Source organism: Spirulina sp. 06S082 (assembly GCF_034932145.1).
GTDB lineage: Bacteria > Cyanobacteriota > Cyanobacteriia > Cyanobacteriales > Spirulinaceae > CCY15215.
In genome coordinates this window covers 1-16,972 of the sequence record NZ_JAYGHV010000007.1, presented here as the reverse complement: position 1 = coordinate 16,972, position 16,972 = coordinate 1, and the positions used below count along the sequence as shown (strand labels likewise).

Annotated in this window: 11 protein-coding genes and 1 CRISPR repeat array; of the genes, 6 read left to right on the top strand and 5 right to left on the bottom strand. The window is 44.2% G+C overall.

Annotation, left to right across the window (positions count from 1 at the left end):
• Positions 1–115 precede the first annotated feature (115 nt).
• Positions 116–868 (bottom strand): DUF928 domain-containing protein, encoded by a 753-nt coding sequence (locus VB714_RS01505; RefSeq protein ID WP_323220460.1) that lies wholly within the window; start codon positions 866–868, stop codon positions 116–118.
• Between VB714_RS01505 and VB714_RS01500 the strand changes: the two genes are divergently transcribed.
• The 4 genes from VB714_RS01500 to VB714_RS01485 all read left to right on the top strand — a co-directional run bounded on the left by VB714_RS01500 (position 860) and on the right by VB714_RS01485 (position 9,020).
• Entirely contained in the window at positions 860–1,018 is a 159-nt protein-coding gene (locus VB714_RS01500) for a hypothetical protein (RefSeq protein ID WP_323220458.1), read from the top strand. The genes VB714_RS01505 and VB714_RS01500 overlap by 9 nt on opposite strands.
• A gap of 77 nt (positions 1,019–1,095) precedes the next feature.
• The gene (gene hslO / locus VB714_RS01495; RefSeq protein WP_323220457.1) at positions 1,096–1,983 is read left to right on the top strand and encodes an Hsp33 family molecular chaperone HslO; all 888 of its coding nucleotides are present in this window, start codon (positions 1,096–1,098) and stop codon (positions 1,981–1,983) included.
• 157 nt (positions 1,984–2,140) lie between these two features.
• Positions 2,141–6,397: a CHAT domain-containing protein gene (locus tag VB714_RS01490; RefSeq protein WP_323220455.1), complete on the top strand. Its 4,257-nt coding sequence runs from the start codon at positions 2,141–2,143 to the stop codon at positions 6,395–6,397.
• A gap of 97 nt (positions 6,398–6,494) precedes the next feature.
• Entirely contained in the window at positions 6,495–9,020 is a 2,526-nt protein-coding gene (locus tag VB714_RS01485) for a PAS domain S-box protein (protein WP_323220454.1), read from the top strand.
• Between the two features lie 54 nt (positions 9,021–9,074).
• On the opposite strand, the gene VB714_RS01480 is transcribed toward VB714_RS01485, so the two are convergent.
• Together VB714_RS01480 and VB714_RS01475 are read right to left on the bottom strand one after the other, a co-directional pair.
• Positions 9,075–9,278, bottom strand: a complete 204-nt coding sequence (locus VB714_RS01480; protein WP_323220453.1) for a hypothetical protein — start codon at positions 9,276–9,278, stop codon at positions 9,075–9,077.
• Between the two features lie 67 nt (positions 9,279–9,345).
• Positions 9,346–9,690, bottom strand: a complete 345-nt coding sequence (locus tag VB714_RS01475) for an SgcJ/EcaC family oxidoreductase (RefSeq protein WP_323220451.1) — start codon at positions 9,688–9,690, stop codon at positions 9,346–9,348.
• A 107-nt stretch (positions 9,691–9,797) separates the two neighbouring features.
• On the opposite strand from VB714_RS01475, the gene secA reads away from it, so the two are divergent.
• On the top strand, positions 9,798–12,605 hold the full coding sequence (gene secA / locus VB714_RS01470; protein ID WP_323220449.1) for a preprotein translocase subunit SecA: 2,808 nt from the start codon (positions 9,798–9,800) through the stop codon (positions 12,603–12,605).
• Between the two features lie 66 nt (positions 12,606–12,671).
• Positions 12,672–13,737: direct repeats of the CRISPR family, unit length 37 nt; unit sequence GTTTCAGTCCCGATCGCGGGATTCATTAATAGGAAAG.
• A gap of 256 nt (positions 13,738–13,993) precedes the next feature.
• Here the strand turns inward: secA and msrB are convergent.
• Positions 13,994–14,389 carry a peptide-methionine (R)-S-oxide reductase MsrB gene (gene msrB, locus VB714_RS01465; protein WP_323220447.1) on the bottom strand — a complete coding sequence of 132 codons (396 nt, stop codon included), beginning with the start codon at positions 14,387–14,389 and terminating at the stop codon, positions 13,994–13,996.
• A gap of 79 nt (positions 14,390–14,468) precedes the next feature.
• Positions 14,469–15,884: a DUF2079 domain-containing protein gene (locus VB714_RS01460; RefSeq protein WP_323220445.1), complete on the bottom strand. Its 1,416-nt coding sequence runs from the start codon at positions 15,882–15,884 to the stop codon at positions 14,469–14,471.
• A 19-nt stretch (positions 15,885–15,903) separates the two neighbouring features.
• Between VB714_RS01460 and VB714_RS01455 the strand changes: the two genes are divergently transcribed.
• On the top strand, positions 15,904–16,972 hold a 1,069-nt coding region (locus VB714_RS01455; protein ID WP_323220443.1), incomplete at its 3' end, for a hypothetical protein.

Below are 16,972 nucleotides of genomic sequence, written 5' to 3'. Positions count from 1 at the left end.
TTATTAATAGGAAATTAATTCAGTTATAACACCAATAATATGAGAGAGAAAAAAATATAGATGGGGAATTCTCAAATCATGGGCGCAAAGTCTGCGCCCTTTCGATTTCTGATTTCTACTCGATCGCGCCCAAAGGTTGAGACGCAATATTCTCTAAGCCAACAGATGATAATAAACTTTCCCAAAGGGTCTTTAAGTTAGGGTTATCGGGCTGTTCCTGTCTGGCTCGTACTATTGTTAGGAGTAGATCGTACCAATAGCCGCGATCGGCGTACCATTTCGCTTGCTCGATCGCGGTTTTTTGTGCTAATTCTTGTTCGATATTGGCCGTGCGATCGATGCGCGTGACGTATCCAGTAAATAAGGGATCGTCTGGGTCTAAATTTTCTCCACAGACAACGGCTAAAGTCCATTTATAGGTATTGCCAGTTTCGAGAGGTGGAAGGCGATCGGGCCAGGAAAAACGAACAATTCCTGACTTTTGCGCGATCGGGAGAATTGCTGTTTCAAAAAAGTCCCCGTTTTCATCTTTAAAGCTCAACCATACTTCTCGGGCGGTCGTTTCAGGTAAATTGACAAAAATGGAAGGGCGTTCCTCAAAGGTTAAACCATATCTTTGTTTTGGTACTAATGTTTCGATAACTTCGCGATCGCCTTGACATTTTAGCAAACCGGGACGAGCGCCTCCTCCCCTTGTATTAGGGCGTTCTCCTTCCGTGGGTTCAAAGGCTTCATTAAAAACAAGTTGTGCTTCTATGGGGTTCAAATGAGTATGTTCTTCTGCTCCAACTCGGGGGGGGGTAGCCAAACTCAAGACTTGCAAAGATAAATATAACGCGAACAGTGTCCGCAGTTTCAAATGATTCATTGTGGAAAAATTACTCCAGACTGGGAAACTCAAGTGTTTTTTAAGATCGAAAGACATCCTATTTCTGTTCCAATCCTAAGTATTTTTTTCGCAACTGCCCGCGATCGCATGAGGGGCGATCGCTCGATCGCGATCGCCCTGTGGTTGTAATTCGATCGCCTTACCCCGAAGCTATACGGGCGATCGAAAGTTCGTTACGATATATGAAGCGAATAAGAGGAAATTGAATGAGCGATCGACTAATCCGCGCCACTGCTGCTGAGGGAGGAATTCGCGCCGTGGGCGTAATTACCACCCGTTTAACCGAACAAGTAAGAGCGCGTCACAATATGTCCTATGTTGCCACAGCCGCCCTCGGTCGTGCCATGTCATCGGGGCTTCTGCTGGCTTCTAGCATGAAAAAAGAAGGCTCGCGGGTGAATCTTCGTATTCGAGGGAATGGTCCCCTGGGAGGCTTATTGGTCGATGCGGGTTTGGACGGAACCGTGCGAGGATATGTCGATCGTCCTCACGTGGAACTTCCTCCGAATGCCCAAGGAAAATTGGATGTTGGCCGGGCTGTAGGCTGCGATGGTTATCTTTATGTGGTGCGAGATGTAGGTTACGGCTACCCCTACTCTAGTACAGTAAAACTTGTTTCTGGGGAAATTGGCGATGATGTCAGCCACTATCTTGTCACCTCAGAGCAAATCCCTTCTGCCTTGTTGGTAGGGGTTTTTGTGGGCGCAGAAGGGGTGACGGCTTCGGGGGGACTCCTGCTACAAATTATGCCCAAAGCAGCACAAGATGAGACACTGGTGCAAACATTGGAATCTCGCATATTGCAATTATCGGGTTTTACGCCTTTGCTGCGATCGGGGAAAACCCTGCCGGAAATTTTGCAAGAATTATTAGGGGATCTGGGATTAACAATTTTTCCCGAAGTGCAAATGGTTCAATTTCATTGCGGTTGCACTTTCGATCGCGTTCTGGGAGCCTTAAAAATGTTTGGGGTCGAGGAATTGCAAGATATGATTGAAAAGGATAACGGTGCAGAAGCAACCTGCCATTTTTGTAGGGAAGTCTATCAAGCCGATCGCAATCATTTAGAGTATTTGATTCAAGATTTACAGTAGGGGTTTGGTCTCCAAACCCTTTATTATTCCTGAGTAGAAAAGAAATCGATCGAGTTAAGCAAAAATTTGTCAAAACTTAAAGATTTGTTTTCCCGAAAAGCGTATAGCATAGAGTGGACTGAGAGATTTTTCAAGATTCGCGCAAGGCGATCGCGCAATGAAATCCAACCGATTCTATGCTATTAATTTGAAAACCATTGTCGCAGGGGCTTCTCGCGTAACTGCCTCTATTGCGTTTTCGGCATTCATAGAATTGGTTTTAATTGGCGTAATAACAGACACTGTATCGGCTCAGTCTATTATCTCCGCCTCGGATGGGACGGGAACGAGCATTCAGCAAAATGGTAATCAATTTGACATTCAAGGAGGGGCGCGATCGCAAGATGGAGGCAATTTATTTCACAGTTTCGAGCAATTTGGTCTCTCTGCGGGGGAAGTTGCTAATTTTCTTTCTTCACCAGAAATCAATAATATTTTAGGGCGAGTTGTTGGTGGCGATCCTTCCCTCATTAATGGCTTAATTCAAGTCACGGGGGGAAATGCTAATTTATTCTTGATGAACCCGGCGGGGATTATTTTTGGTCAAAATGCAAGCATCAATGTACCGGGAGATTTTTTCGCAACGACAGCAACGGGAATTGGTTTTGGTGAAGAGAATTGGTTTGAAGCTATTGGAAGTAGTAATTATCAAAGTTTAGTTGGCGATCCCGATCGCTTTGCTTTCGATCTGGTCAATTCTGGATCGATTATTAATGCCGGAAATCTTGCTGTTAATACGGGACAATCTTTGACTTTATTAGCAGGAAATACAATCAATACGGGAACATTAAGCGCACCGGAAGGAACAATTAATCTCACCGCCGTTCCTGGTACAAATTTAGTGAGATTATCTCGGGAAGGTAATGTTCTCAGTTTGGAGTTTGCACCCCCTCGCAATAGGGACGGCGATATTTTGCCTTTTTCGCCTCTTGCTTTACCGGAACTTTTAACGGGGACGGGGATGGGGATGGGAGGGGGAGGGTTTGGAGACCAAACCCCTACGGAAATTCCCCCAGGGACAGGGACGGCGATCGCCTCGGGACGGAGAGATGTAGCGGGGGAAATGGGGGGACGGGTAAATGTGTTTGGCGATCGCGTCGGGGCAATTTCGGCAACGATTGATGCTTCGGGAAACCGTGGCGGCGGTACAATTTTATTTGGGGGGGAACAACAAGGTCAAGGAACTGTACCCAATGCCCGTCAAATTTACATTAGTGAGGAATCCCAGCTTTTAGCCGATGCAACAGAAACAGGAGATGGGGGACGCATTATTACTTTTGCCTCGGAAAATGCCAGCATTCACGGCATTTTGAGCGCTAGAGGGGGAGAAACAGGCGGAAATGGAGGATTTATCGAAACTAGCGGCCTTGCCAGTTTAAGTGTCACATCTCTTCCTGATATATCTGCGTTGGTGGGAAGGGGTGGAGAATGGCTGATCGATCCCTACAATATCGACATTGTAGCGGGTTCTGGAAATAGCAATATTAATACACTATCGCCTTTTACAGCAACAGGAAATGGCGCTACCCTTGGCATCGATCTCATTTTAGCAGCCCTTGTTAATGGAGATGTTACTATCTCCACGGGAACGGGAGGAACCCAAGATGGCGATATTACTCTCAAGGATGACCTCATTTTTAATTTAGCAACAGAACGAACATTAACCCTGTCTGCTTCGGGAACAATTTGGCTGAAAAAAGCAATTAATGGCACGACAACAAGCGCACCTTTAAATCTTGTTTTAAATGGAGGCAATAGCAGCTACAATCAGCCTGGAATTCGCGTTCAAGACTCCTTGAATTCTAAGGGTGGCGATATTACAATGGTGGGAATTAGTAGTAATCAACGAGGGGTTTGGATTCAAGGGGATATTGATTCAGAAGGGGGCAATATTTCCCTGACGGGGACGAGTGGAAATAACGATGGGATTTGGTTAAAAGCACCGATCGCGTCAGGAATCGGAGATATTACTTTAACCACCGATCGCCTCGATCTTAATAGTGGTGGTGGAGATAAATTAAGCGGTAGCGGCAATCTAATTTTGCAACCTTTAACCCCCACTCTCGATCTACAATTAGGAGGATCGGGATCCGCAGGAACAATATTTTTAACGGATAATGAGTTAAGTCGTATTAATGATGGGTTTAATGCCATTACCATCGGACGAGGAGATGGAAGCGGTACGATTACTGTAGCCAGTGATATCACCTTTAACGATCCCGTGACCTTAAGAGCGCCTAATGGCAATGGTTCTATCGATGCAACGGGAGGAAATATCGTCGGTGCTGACAATGCAACAATCGCCCTTGAAGCCAGCCAAGATATTACCACTAGCAATATTACCAACTTCGGCCGCGATGTCACCATGACCAGCACGAATGGCGCGATCGCCACAGAAAACATTGACACCTCCAGCAATAGTGGTGATGGTGGCAAAGTTTCCCTCACATCACCGCAGGATATAAAAGTCAACAGCATCAATACCGCAAGTACAGCAGGAAAAGGAGGAGATATTAACGCGATCGCCGGGCAGTTTTTCCGGGCAACAGGAACATTTTTAGGCGATGGTGGCAACGATTTCAGTATTTATAGCGGTGGCAGTAGCGGCGGAGGACAAATTACCCTCAATCATGGCGGAAAAGGTATTACTCCCTTTACAATTGGCAATGCCGCCGTGAATGGGGTTATTGGCGGCATAGGCGATGGCAGTACGGCGATTATTCCCAATCTTTCTTTGCAGTTCACTTATGTTGACGGTCAAATCCAGATTGTTTCTGTTGATGGCGCAAACACTGTAGGTTTTAGTAGTTTGATTAGTATTGATGGTGTAACAAGTCAATCAATCGGTATTAATGGTATAACCAGCCCAAGGAGTCAAGGTAGTCAAGGTAGAGGTCAAACTATTGCTAACTTGATCGTTGATGTCCTACAAAAAAGAATTTCTCACTTGGCGGATCCGAGAGTATTGGAGAACGATCGCTTTATCTTGTCCCTCGATCCTCTCGGTTCCAATACATCCCTAATTACCGAACTAACCTTCGACCAAATCGATCGCTATTTTACTCAAGCCTTTGAAAAATATTTTGCCAGTGAGTCCGAAACTTATGCGAGTTCGATCGCAAAGTCTTTACAGGAAAGCAGTCTAGAAAACTCAACACCAGGAGAAAGCGATCGCACCGCAACCTCAGAACAAAACTCCGAAAGCGATCGCGAAATCGTTATCGGTGTCACTCAAGCGAGTCTCGATCGCGTCGATCGCGCTACAGGAGTCAAACCCTCCATTATTTACGCCATTTATGCCCCAGCCCTCGGGTTTTCCTCCCTCGCCCAAGACTCTCAACCCACAGACCAACTGTATCTCATGTTGGTGACAGCTAAAGCAGAACCCATTCTTTACAAAACAGGAATTTCTCGAAGACAAATAGACGCGATCGCCAAACAATTTCGTCGCGGTGTCACTGATGTAAGAGAAAGAAGAGATTATCTCTCCTCCAGTCAAAAACTCTATCAATGGTTGATTTCCCCCCTCGAAGCAGATTTAGAAAAACAGGAGATTACCCATTTAACCTTTATTCTTGATGAAGGACTGCGATCGCTCCCCATCGCTGCCTTACATGACGGAGAAAAGTTTATTGTCGAACGCTATAGTGTGAGTTTGATGCCTAGCTTGTCTTTAAGTGACTTAAGCTATACTGGTATTCGCGGACTGGAAGTATTAGCAATGGGCAGTTCTAAGTTTAGCGATCGCGATCCTCTTCCCGCCGTTCCCATCGAGTTAGACTTACTCTCATCAGGAAAACTCTGGCAGGGAGAAAGTTATCTCAACGAAGACTTTACGATCGAGAAACTCCAAGCAGTCCGCGATCGCACCCCCTACCGCATGATTCACCTCGCCACCCACAGCGATTTCTTGCCAGGACACCCCTCCGAGTCCTATATTCAAGTCGGAAACGAACGCTTGGGCATCGATCGCCTACGAGAATTAGGCTGGCACGATCCTGTCGTAGAATTGCTTGTATTAAGCGCTTGTCGCACGGCATTAGGCGATCGCGATGCCGAACTCGGTTTTGCCGGAATTGCCGCGATGGCGGGGGTTAAATCCACTTTAGGGAGTTTGTGGCGCATTAACGATGTGGGTTCTCTCGGATTTATGAGTGCATTTTACGAACAATTACAAACAGCCCCCATTAAAGCCGAAGCCGTCAGACAGGCACAACTCGCCATGCTTGCGGGAAAGATTCGTTTAGAAAATGGAGAATTGGTGACTTTATCGGAAATAATTCCCTTAAATAAACCCTTAATTGATTTAGGCGATCGTGACTTCACTCATCCCTACTATTGGAGTTCTTTCACTTTAATCGGTACCCCTTGGTAAACAATAACTAATCAACAATATGCAAACAAGACCTCTTGTCAAAATGGGTCTTTTTGATTGATAATTTAATCATTGATAATTAATAATTAAAAAAATAATGTTTGCTTTTATCCCTCACGGGCATTGTTATTTGTGGAAACCAAGTTTAGTTGGATTGCACGTGACCTCAGATTCTCTCATCGCTTTAGCCTACGGTGCAATTCCCATTATTTTGGTTTATTTGGTCAATAAACGGGAAGACCTTCCTTTTAATTGGCTCTTTTTTATGTTTGGGGCGTTTATTCTCTCCTGTGGGGCAACTCATGTAATGGGGGTATGGACCCTATGGCATCCTAACTACTGGGTATCGGGTTTTATTAAAGGCATTACCGCAATTGTTTCGGTTATGACGGCGATCGCCCTTATTCCCCTCATTCCCAAGGTTTTAGCGATCCCCAGTCCAGCCCAACTTGAAGCCGCCAACCTTAAATTAGCCGAACAAATTAGCCAACGGATGGCGATGGAAGAATCATTGCAAAAAGAACGAGAATTTCTCAAGGCCTTACTAGAGAACTTATCCGATGGAATTGTCGCTTGTAATGCAGCCGGAGTTTTAACGCTTTTCAATCGTGCTACCCAAGAATTTCACGGCTTACCTCTCCAGCCTATCCCACCCGAACAATGGGCAGATTTTTTCGATCTCTATCAAGCTGATGGCAAAACCCTCATGTCAAAAGATGAAATCCCCTTATTTCGGGCGTTTCAAGGGGAAAAATTGCGGGACGTAGAAATGATTATTGCCCCCAAGGAGAATAAACCGCGAACGGTATTGGTTAGCGGGCAGCCTATTCTCGATCCTGATGGTGAAAAAATGGGGGCAGTTGTTGCCATGCACGATATCAGCGATCGCAAGCAAGCAGAAGAGGCACTCAGACAGGCAAACCAAGAATTAGAATCTCGCGTAGAAGTACGAACTCGGGAGTTACAAGAAAGCCAAAATCGCTTTCAGAACTTAGTGACTAATGTTCCAGGTATGATTTTTCAGTTTTGCCTCGATCTGGACGGATCGACTGATTTTATTTATGCTTCCGCGAGAAGTCGAGATATTTTTGAAGTCGAACCCGATCGCCTGGGAGGGCTATCGATGGCACATCCCGACGATCTAGAGAGTTTGCAGGCTCAAATGCTTGCTTCTGCGGAAACTTTAGAGCAGTTTTATTGGGAGGGACGGATCGTAACGCCGTCCCATAAAATTAAGTGGATACAAGCGATATCTCGTCCAGAACGACGATCTGATGGCTCAACACTTTGGGAAGGCGTTATTCTTGATATTAGCGATCGCAAGAAAGTGGAAGCGGTTTTAGAAGACAGCGAACGACGCTTTAGGACATTAGTTGCCAATACTCCTGGAGCCATCTATCGCTGTCAATGCGATCGCGATTGGACTATGATTTTTATTAGCAATGCCATTGAAAGAATATCTGGCTATCCTGCCTCGGATTTTATCGGTAATCGAGTTCGCAGTTTTGCCAGTCTCATTCACCCCGAAGATAGCGATCGGGTGGGAAAAATTGCCCTTGAAGCTATTGAAGCTAAACAGGCTTATTTAACAGAATATCGTCTCCTTCGTTCCGATGGAAGTTTTTGCTGGGTTTACGAGAAAGGTCAAGGCATTTTCTCTAAAAAGGGAAAATTAAAATGGTTAGATGGTGTTATTTTTGATATTAGCGATCGCAAGGAATCCGAACTCAAACTGAAGCAACAGGCACAAGATTTAGAAAACACTTTACGAGAATTACAACGCACCCAAGGACGCTTAATCCAGAGCGAAAAAATGTCCGCTTTAGGGCAGTTAGTTGCTGGAGTTGCTCACGAAATCAATAATCCCGTTAATTTTATTCATGGAAACTTGACTCCTGTAGAAGAATATGTTAATGATTTGTTAGCTGCCTTAGATATTTATCGCCAACATTACACCGATTTGAATCCAGAAATTGCAGAACAATTAGAGGAATTAGATATTGATTTCTTAAAGGAAGATTTACCGAAAGTTGTCAATTCGATGAAAGAAGGAGCGAGGCGAATTCGCGAGATTGTGCTTTCCCTGCGAACATTTTCTCGCTTGGATGAAGCAGAATTTAAAGATGCTGATATTCATGAAGGTCTTGATAGTACCTTAACAATTTTGCAACACCGCCTGAAAGCTAAACCAGAATCTCCAGCCATTCAAGTCATTAAAAATTATGGTAATCTTCCGCGCGTTAATTGCTATGCAGGACAACTTAATCAAGTATTTATGAACATTCTCGGTAACGCGATCGATGCTTTAGAAGAACGAGATAAGAAAAGAACATGGGAAGAAATACAAGAAAATCCCAGTATTATTTCCATTACAACGGAATTAAGGAAAGCCGAATCTTTGGTAACAATTAAAATTTGCGATAATGGGGTTGGTATTCCAGAAGATTTAAAAAATAAAATTTTCGATCCCTTTTTTACAACCAAAGCAATTGGTAAAGGAACGGGCTTAGGAATGTCAATTAGCTATCAAATTATTGTTGAAAAACACAAAGGGCAACTTTCCTATATTTCTCATCCTGGAAGCGGTACAGAATTTACGATTGAATTGCCATTGGGAGAGTGAAGTCCCTCATCTATCTGAAGGGTGATGAGGGGGTGCATTCACGGAAAGCAAGATCTAGAAGTCGTCGGGAATAATCCATTTAGTCGGTTTGCTGAGTTTTTTCCTGCGGGCGATTTCGGCAATTTCGTGCATTTGATCTAAAGAAGTTTCTTGCATGAATTTGTTAGCTTGTTCTACATATTGAAGGTTGGGACATCGATCGCCCAAAACACAGCCGTTAACGCATTCTTTCCCGCAATCAATTGTTGTTGTTTCCATTCTTATTGTCTCCGAACTGCTTCTGGGCAATTGTAGCAAAAAAGAGGTGAATTAATCTCGATCGCCGTTAGGATTCTCGCCAAGACGCGATCGCCTTTCCTTGAAAGTGCAAAACTATGGTATTTTCTCTCCGTTTGGATTTTCCGGTGCTGCGATCGCGGCTGTACCAAAACCATTCAATAACCGCGCGATCGCCATCGTAGCGAATATCTTCGATCTCAATGCCAATCTCCTCACAAGTGGCAAAATAAGCCGCAGTGACTCGGGCGATCGCCTCTTGTCCCTTGAATTTTTGCCCTCCGGCTAACACAAGTTCTCCATCAAAGGTAAAAAGCGAGGCAAATCCTACAGCATCTTTCTCCCTGCACGCTTCTGCGGCTGCGGCGATCGCGTCTCCACGTTCTGAATTCATAAACTTTCGGTTTTCCGAATCGAGGATCGTTCAGTCAAAATGATACCATTGTGGATAAACCACTGTTGGCGATCGCGACATCGCTCAGAATCCCTTAAAAAGCTATCATGTTCAAGAAACTGCTCGGAGACCCCAACGCCCGCAAACTAAAGAAATATCAACCTCTGGTGGTTGATATTAACTTGTTGGAAGATGATATTAAAGCACTCTCCGACGAACAACTCCGAGGCAAAACCGGGGAATTTAAAGAACAACTCGTCAAAGCCAAAAGCGATCGCGAACGAGGGGATATTCTCGATGAAATTCTACCAGAAGCCTTTGCGGTTATCCGAGAAGCCGCCTGGCGAGTTTTGGGAATGCGCCATTTTGACGTGCAACTCCTCGGGGGGATTATTCTCCACGAGGGACAGATCGCGGAAATGAAAACTGGGGAAGGAAAAACCCTGGTCGCAACTCTTCCAGCCTATCTTAACGCCCTTTCCGGTCATGGCGTTCACGCGGTTACGGTCAACGACTATTTAGCGCGACGAGATGCAGAATGGATGGGACAAGTACATCGTTTTCTCGGTTTGAGTGTAGGACTGATTCAAGCGGGAATGAGTCCCAGCGAACGGAAACAGAATTATGGTTGCGATATCACTTATGCGACCAACAGTGAGTTAGGTTTTGACTATTTACGGGATAACATGGCCACCTCAATGGATGATGTGGTACAACGGCCTTTTAATTATTGCGTGATTGATGAAGTAGATTCGGTTTTAGTGGATGAAGCCAGAACGCCTTTAATTATCTCTGGACAAATCGAACGTCCGACAGAAAAATACATGAAAGCCGCCGAAATTGCCATGCAACTCGGTCCCCAAAATGAAGAAGGAGAAGGGGAATATGAAGTCGATGAAAAGGCGCGCAATGTCTTGATGACGGATGAGGGATTTGCTAAAGCAGAGCAGCTTTTAGGGGTCAGCGATCTCTACGATCCTAACGATCCTTGGGCGCATTATATTTTTAATGCCATTAAAGCCAAAGAACTTTTTACTGATGATGTAAACTACATTGTTCGGGATGGAGAAGTGGTAATTGTTGATGAGTTTACCGGACGGGTACTATCGGGACGGCGCTGGAGTGATGGTTTGCATCAGGCGATCGAAGCCAAGGAAGGAGTAAAAATTCAAAATGAAACCCAAACTTTAGCCACCATTACCTATCAAAATTTCTTCCTGCTTTATCCCAAGTTAGCAGGGATGACGGGGACGGCTAAAACAGAAGAAGCGGAATTTGAGAAAATATATGAATTGTCAGTGACTATTGTTCCCACTAATTTACCCTCTAGGCGGCAGGATTTATCCGATGTCGTTTATAAAACCGAACCTGCTAAATGGCTGGCGGTGGCGAAGGAATGCGCGGAAATGCACGAATTGGGTCGTCCGGTAGTGGTGGGAACTACTAGCGTTGAAAAATCAGAGTTCTTGTCTCGAAATCTCACGGAGTTGAATATTCCCCATAATATTCTTAACGCCCGTCCGGAAAATGTGGAACGGGAGTCGGAAATTGTCGCCCAAGCGGGTCGCCTCAGTACCGTGACCATTGCTACGAATATGGCGGGTCGCGGTACGGATATTATTTTGGGGGGAAATGCTGAATTTATGGCGCGGTTGAAGGTTCGGGAGTTTTTAATGCCTCGTATTGTCATTCCCGATGAGAAAGAATTGGTGGCGGCGGTGCCAGGGGTGCTTAAACCGGGGAAGAAGTCGCCGCAAGGGTTTGGAGAGGGGGAGAAGAAGAAAAAGACCTGGAAGGCCTCCCCGGAAATCTTCCCGACGGATTTATCTCCAGGAACTTTACAGAAGTTAAAAGAAGCGGTGAATTTTGCCGTTGAAACTTACGGCGAACAGAGTTTGCAGGAGTTGGAAGCGGAAGATAAACTGGCGATCGCCTCGGAAAATGCTCCTATTAACGATCCGGTGTTGCAGAAGTTACGGGAAGTTTACAATCTCATTCGCGAGGAATATGAAGCCTTTACCAGCAGGGAACACGATAAAGTAGTTGAATTGGGCGGGTTGCACGTGATTGGTACGGAACGCCACGAGTCCCGCCGTATTGACAACCAGTTGCGGGGACGCGCCGGACGACAAGGAGACCCCGGATCGACGAAGTTTTTCTTGAGTTTAGAGGATAATTTGCTGCGAATCTTTGGCGGCGATCGCGTGGCGGGGTTGATGAATGCTTTCCGGGTGGAGGAAGATATGCCCATCGAGTCGGGAATGCTAACTCGTTCTTTGGAAGGGGCGCAAAAGAAGGTGGAAACTTTCTACTATGACACCCGCAAGCAGGTGTTTGAATATGATGAGGTGATGAATAACCAACGCCGGGCGATTTACGCCGAACGCCGTCGGGTGTTGGAGGGGTTAGACCTCAAAGAACAGGTGATCGGGTATGCCGAGAAGACAATGGATGATATTGTCGAGGCTTATGTGAATCCTGAATTACCACCGGAAGAATGGAAGTTAGAGGAGTTAACGGAAAAAGTGAAGGAGTTTATCTACTTACTTAAAGATATGCTGCCAAAGCACTTAGAAGATATGACCGTGGGAGAAATAAAAACTTTTCTCCATGAGGAAGTCCGCAAAGCCTACGATCTCAAGGAAAATCAAATCGAACAGATTCAACCTGGGTTAATGCGACAAGCGGAACGTTTCTTTATTTTGCAGCAAATTGATACCCTTTGGCGAGAACATTTGCAGTCAATGGATGCGTTACGCGAGGCGATCGGGTTGCGGGGTTACGGTCAAAAAGATCCCTTGATTGAGTACAAACAGGAAGGCTACGAGATGTTCTTAGAAACGATGGTCGATATTCGTCGCAATGTGGTTTATTCTCTCTTCCAATTCCAACCGCAAACGCAACAATCGGCTTGATCGAGTATTTTTGAATCGGGAGAGGCGATCGCTTTTAACCAATAAGAGAAATGCGATCGCTTTTCTGTTTCAGTCGCGATCGCGGGATTCATTAATAGGAAAGCTCGCACCTCTTTCTCAAAGGCATCGCGCACAGCGTGGTAGGTTTCAGTCCCGATCGCGGGATTCATTAATAGGAAAGCTAGCAGACCTTTGCTGCTTTAATAACTTAACCATAGTTTCAGTCCCGATCGCGGGATTCATTAATAGGAAAGTGGCGATCGCATGGCGTTAAGCTACATTGAGAAAGGTTTCAGTCCCGATCGCGGGATTCATTAATAGGAAAGGCTTCTCATCAATTCCCGCTCAATCTGAAATTGATTGTTTCAGTCCCGATCGCGGGATTCATTAATAGGAAAGCGATAAAGAGCGGAAAGAACTAGAGAAGCGTATCGATGTTTCAGTCCCGATCGCGGGATTCATTAATAGGAAAGATAAGTTGGCCTCCCTGATTCTTGGCAAGGGGCAGTCGTTTCAGTCCCGATCGCGGGATTCATTAATAGGAAAGGCTGAATTAAACGCGCTAGGAATTTCTTCAAGCAAATGTTTCAGTCCCGATCGCGGGATTCATTAATAGGAAAGGCGTTTTGCAATGTTGCCTCTGCCTTGGCAAGTTTCAGGTTTCAGTCCCGATCGCGGGATTCATTAATAGGAAAGTTTTGCAGTGTTGCCTCTGCCTTGGCAAGTTTCAGGTTTCAGTCCCGATCGCGGGATTCATTAATAGGAAAGCCTCCTTCTGGATTGCCTGTTCTTGCACTATAGCAGTTTCAGTCCCGATCGCGGGATTCATTAATAGGAAAGCGCGGGGGGGACAATGACAATCCCCGCTTACGATGGGGTGTTTCAGTCCCGATCGCGGGATTCATTAATAGGAAAGCTGGGGATGTATTACGGGTTGAGACAGGTATATTAGTTTCAGTCCCGATCGCGGGATTCATTAATAGGAAAGAACTGTTTGAGATGGGATGTTTCATGGAGTCAAACGTTTCAGTCCCGATCGCGGGATTCATTAATAGGAAAGGAGTCAAGAGAACTAACGACCCTTGTAAGCTCAAGGTTTCAGTCCCGATCGCGGGATTCATTAATAGGAAAGTCCGCCAGCCAGAACCCTTGTCAGATGGGGATTTTGGCATCGGTTTTGGCAGCACTCGAAAAAACACTCCCAAAACCTTGCCAAACCAACACCCAACCCCCTCAAACAAAATCTCGAAACTATTGAATTGTCAAGGTTCTAGGCATTTTGGCAGCACCACCGGGAATTCCGACCCCGCTTGCCCCCGCCAAAAATTAGCTTATCCCCATCATAAGCTCGGAGTGTTCCCTTGTCGAGGCTTTTCCGTAACTATTTTTTATTCTGCCACGAAATCTAAAGCCGCAGAATTCATGCAATACCTTTGACCCGTCGGTTTTGGACCGTCATTAAAAACATGGCCTAAATGTGCATCGCAAACCGAACATAAAACCTCAGTTCGAGTCATAAATAAACTGCGATCGCTTTTATTGGTAACATTTTCCTCAGAAATGGGAGCATAAAAACTCGGCCATCCCGTCCCAGAATCGTACTTTGTTTCAGAACTAAACAATTCCGTCCCGCAACAAATACATTTATACATTCCCGATTTTTTGTTATCGTGATATTCTCCTGTAAATGCCCGTTCTGTTCCTTTTTTACGAGTGACCTGAAATTGTTCTGGGGTAAGCTGCTGCTTCCACTCGGCTTCTGTTTTTTGGACTTTATCAACCATTATTCTAAATTAACTATCAGTGAACAATACTTAACCCATTTTACAGTTTTTCGAGATATCTTGTTGACCCGACCCCCAATTACTCTTTTTTCTCAAACAAAAATACGCCATCGCGATCGTACTTCAATGTAAATCCTGGTGCTGCTTTCAGACGTTCCACAAAACTGCCCGCCAATTCCGGGTTACTATTCCAACCAGGATGGGGAACATTAATCAAAACCGAATCAAATTGAGTCGGATCGCGTTCTTCGTTATCCACAATTAATTTTAGCAGAGAACGGTGACTCAAATGCGGCGCAATTTGTGCAGAAGTTAATAAACTCCTCTCATTTTGAACAAGAGAAATAGCTTCTCGGGTTGCGTGCCATGTTCCCAAGGTTTGTAAATAGCGACCGCCAAAATAACCAAATTTAGCCAGACTGACAAAACCAATTAAACTCCAGATTATCATTCCTTTGGGCTGTTGAAACCAGCTTTTTTTTGCTGCGATCGAAGCAATCAAACAAAGCATCAGGAAGGGTACAATGGGGATAGAGTATTGATGGAGTAAATCTTTGTGGGGAGGATAATCCGTGAGTAAATTTAAGGCAAAATCTGGAATAGCAGCGATAAGCGGTTGTAAATGGAGAAAAGAAAGTCCCCAAATAATCGGTGCAAGTAACAACAAGAGATATTCTAAATTAGCAGGGGTGAAGAGAGATTTAAGAACAAGATGGGGCTTGAGAAAGAGATTAAGAAAAATTTCCGGAATGGAGTCACCAAAAGTATCATAACGTCCCAAGGCTTCCACCCCTTCAGGACGAAAAGTCGGGATAATGACTTGAGTTGCAAAGATTAACCAAAAAATGCCCAAAAGTAAGGCGATCGCGCCACATTTTCGCCGCTTCTCGAAGACAAATAACCAGACTCCCATCCCTATTATTGTTAGAGAAAGAGCGGCACGACAACCTAAAATTAAGATAATTGCAAGAATAAACCATTTTATTTTACCCCGTCTCGCCGCTAAAACTGCCCCAAAAATAAGCGGAATGGCTAAAACGGAAGGATGAAAATCGAATAAATTGATATTAAAAATGAGAGGATAGAGAAGATAAACCCAGACGATCGCGCTACTCTGTTTGTCCTGTAATCCTGCATCCTTTGCTAAGTACCAGAGAGGTAAAGCAGCACAAGAAAGCGCGATCGCTTGGATGAAAAATAACCAATGAACATCGGGATAAATTTTGTAGGGTAGTGCTAATAAATATAAAATCCAATCCCCATGACTGCCTAAAAAATGATAGTCAATAAGAGAGACGATCGCGGGTTTTCCTTGACTGATTAAATAAATGGCTTGATCGAAGTGACTGAGATCGTAAGCTGTTGAATGAAACAGTCCATGTCGTACACTACTACAGACAAATAAAATCAAACTTGCTAAGGCGATCGGTGTGATGAGAGGATGGGATAGAAGCGATCGCATTTTCCCTTTTATCCGGTCTTCTTCTTTTAACATCCAGTTTTGCATTCTTGTAATGAATCTGAGCAAACTACACAAAAAATTGCAACAATTTAAACAATTTATCGAGACTGGGGAATATTTGAGCTATTTTCCCAGCGATCGTAAAAACGCACCGCTTCATTTTCTCGCATCATGTCTTGTTATTATCTTAACTTTACTCCCCATTGGCAACATTCTCCGGATTATTTCCTCAACGGGTACGAATGTTGTTTCTAACGATTTAGCTTATTATACTGCCGCGATCGACCAATTTTTGAGCGGAACTTATAATTTTAACAATCTTTTTGATGATAGTTTTTCCGGTAGTCATATTATGGCTATCCCTTTATTTGTTCGCTTTATCGCTGCTTATTTTTCCCATTGGAATATTTATTGGGAAATTAGTATCGGCATCTTTTTGTTTATTTGTCAACTCTTTTTTCTGCACAATTCTTTCACGAGATTATCCCCTCATTCTTGGCTTAAATGGTTACTTTTACCATTACTATCTTGTCTGATTTTTTCGACGGTTCATATAAATATTTTTACCTTTGCTGAGACAAGTCTTGCATTAGGATTTGTCGGGTTTGGAGTCAGTTTTGGAATTTGGGGACTCACGCGATATCTTCATCGTTGGCTAGGAATTATCAGTGTAGGAATAGGGGGAATTATAGCCGCTTGGTCTTGGGGAGTAGGGGTTATGTTTGTACCTGTTTCTTTTTTAGGATTATTTTTATTGGGTTATCGCAAAATTGTTCATTATTTCTTTTTAAGTATTACTTCTTTAATTGCTTTATCTCCTTACATTTTTTATTTATTAGCTAGAAGAGGAGGCAATAGTAAAGTCTTAAATCTGTTTAATTTTCCGCTTATAATTAAGGCAATTGGTTTGCCTTTTGGGTTAGGAAAACAAAGTTTAATCGGCATTGGTTTTTACGGAACTGGGACAATTGGTTTTATTTTTCTGCTTCTTGTTTTTCTACTGATTTGGTTTCGGCGATCGCCAAAATTTATAAAGCCTGCAACTCCAGCATTAATGATTTTATCTTTTGGGCTTTTAAGTATTTGGCAAATTACCTCTTTTCGCGACGATCTAGCACCCT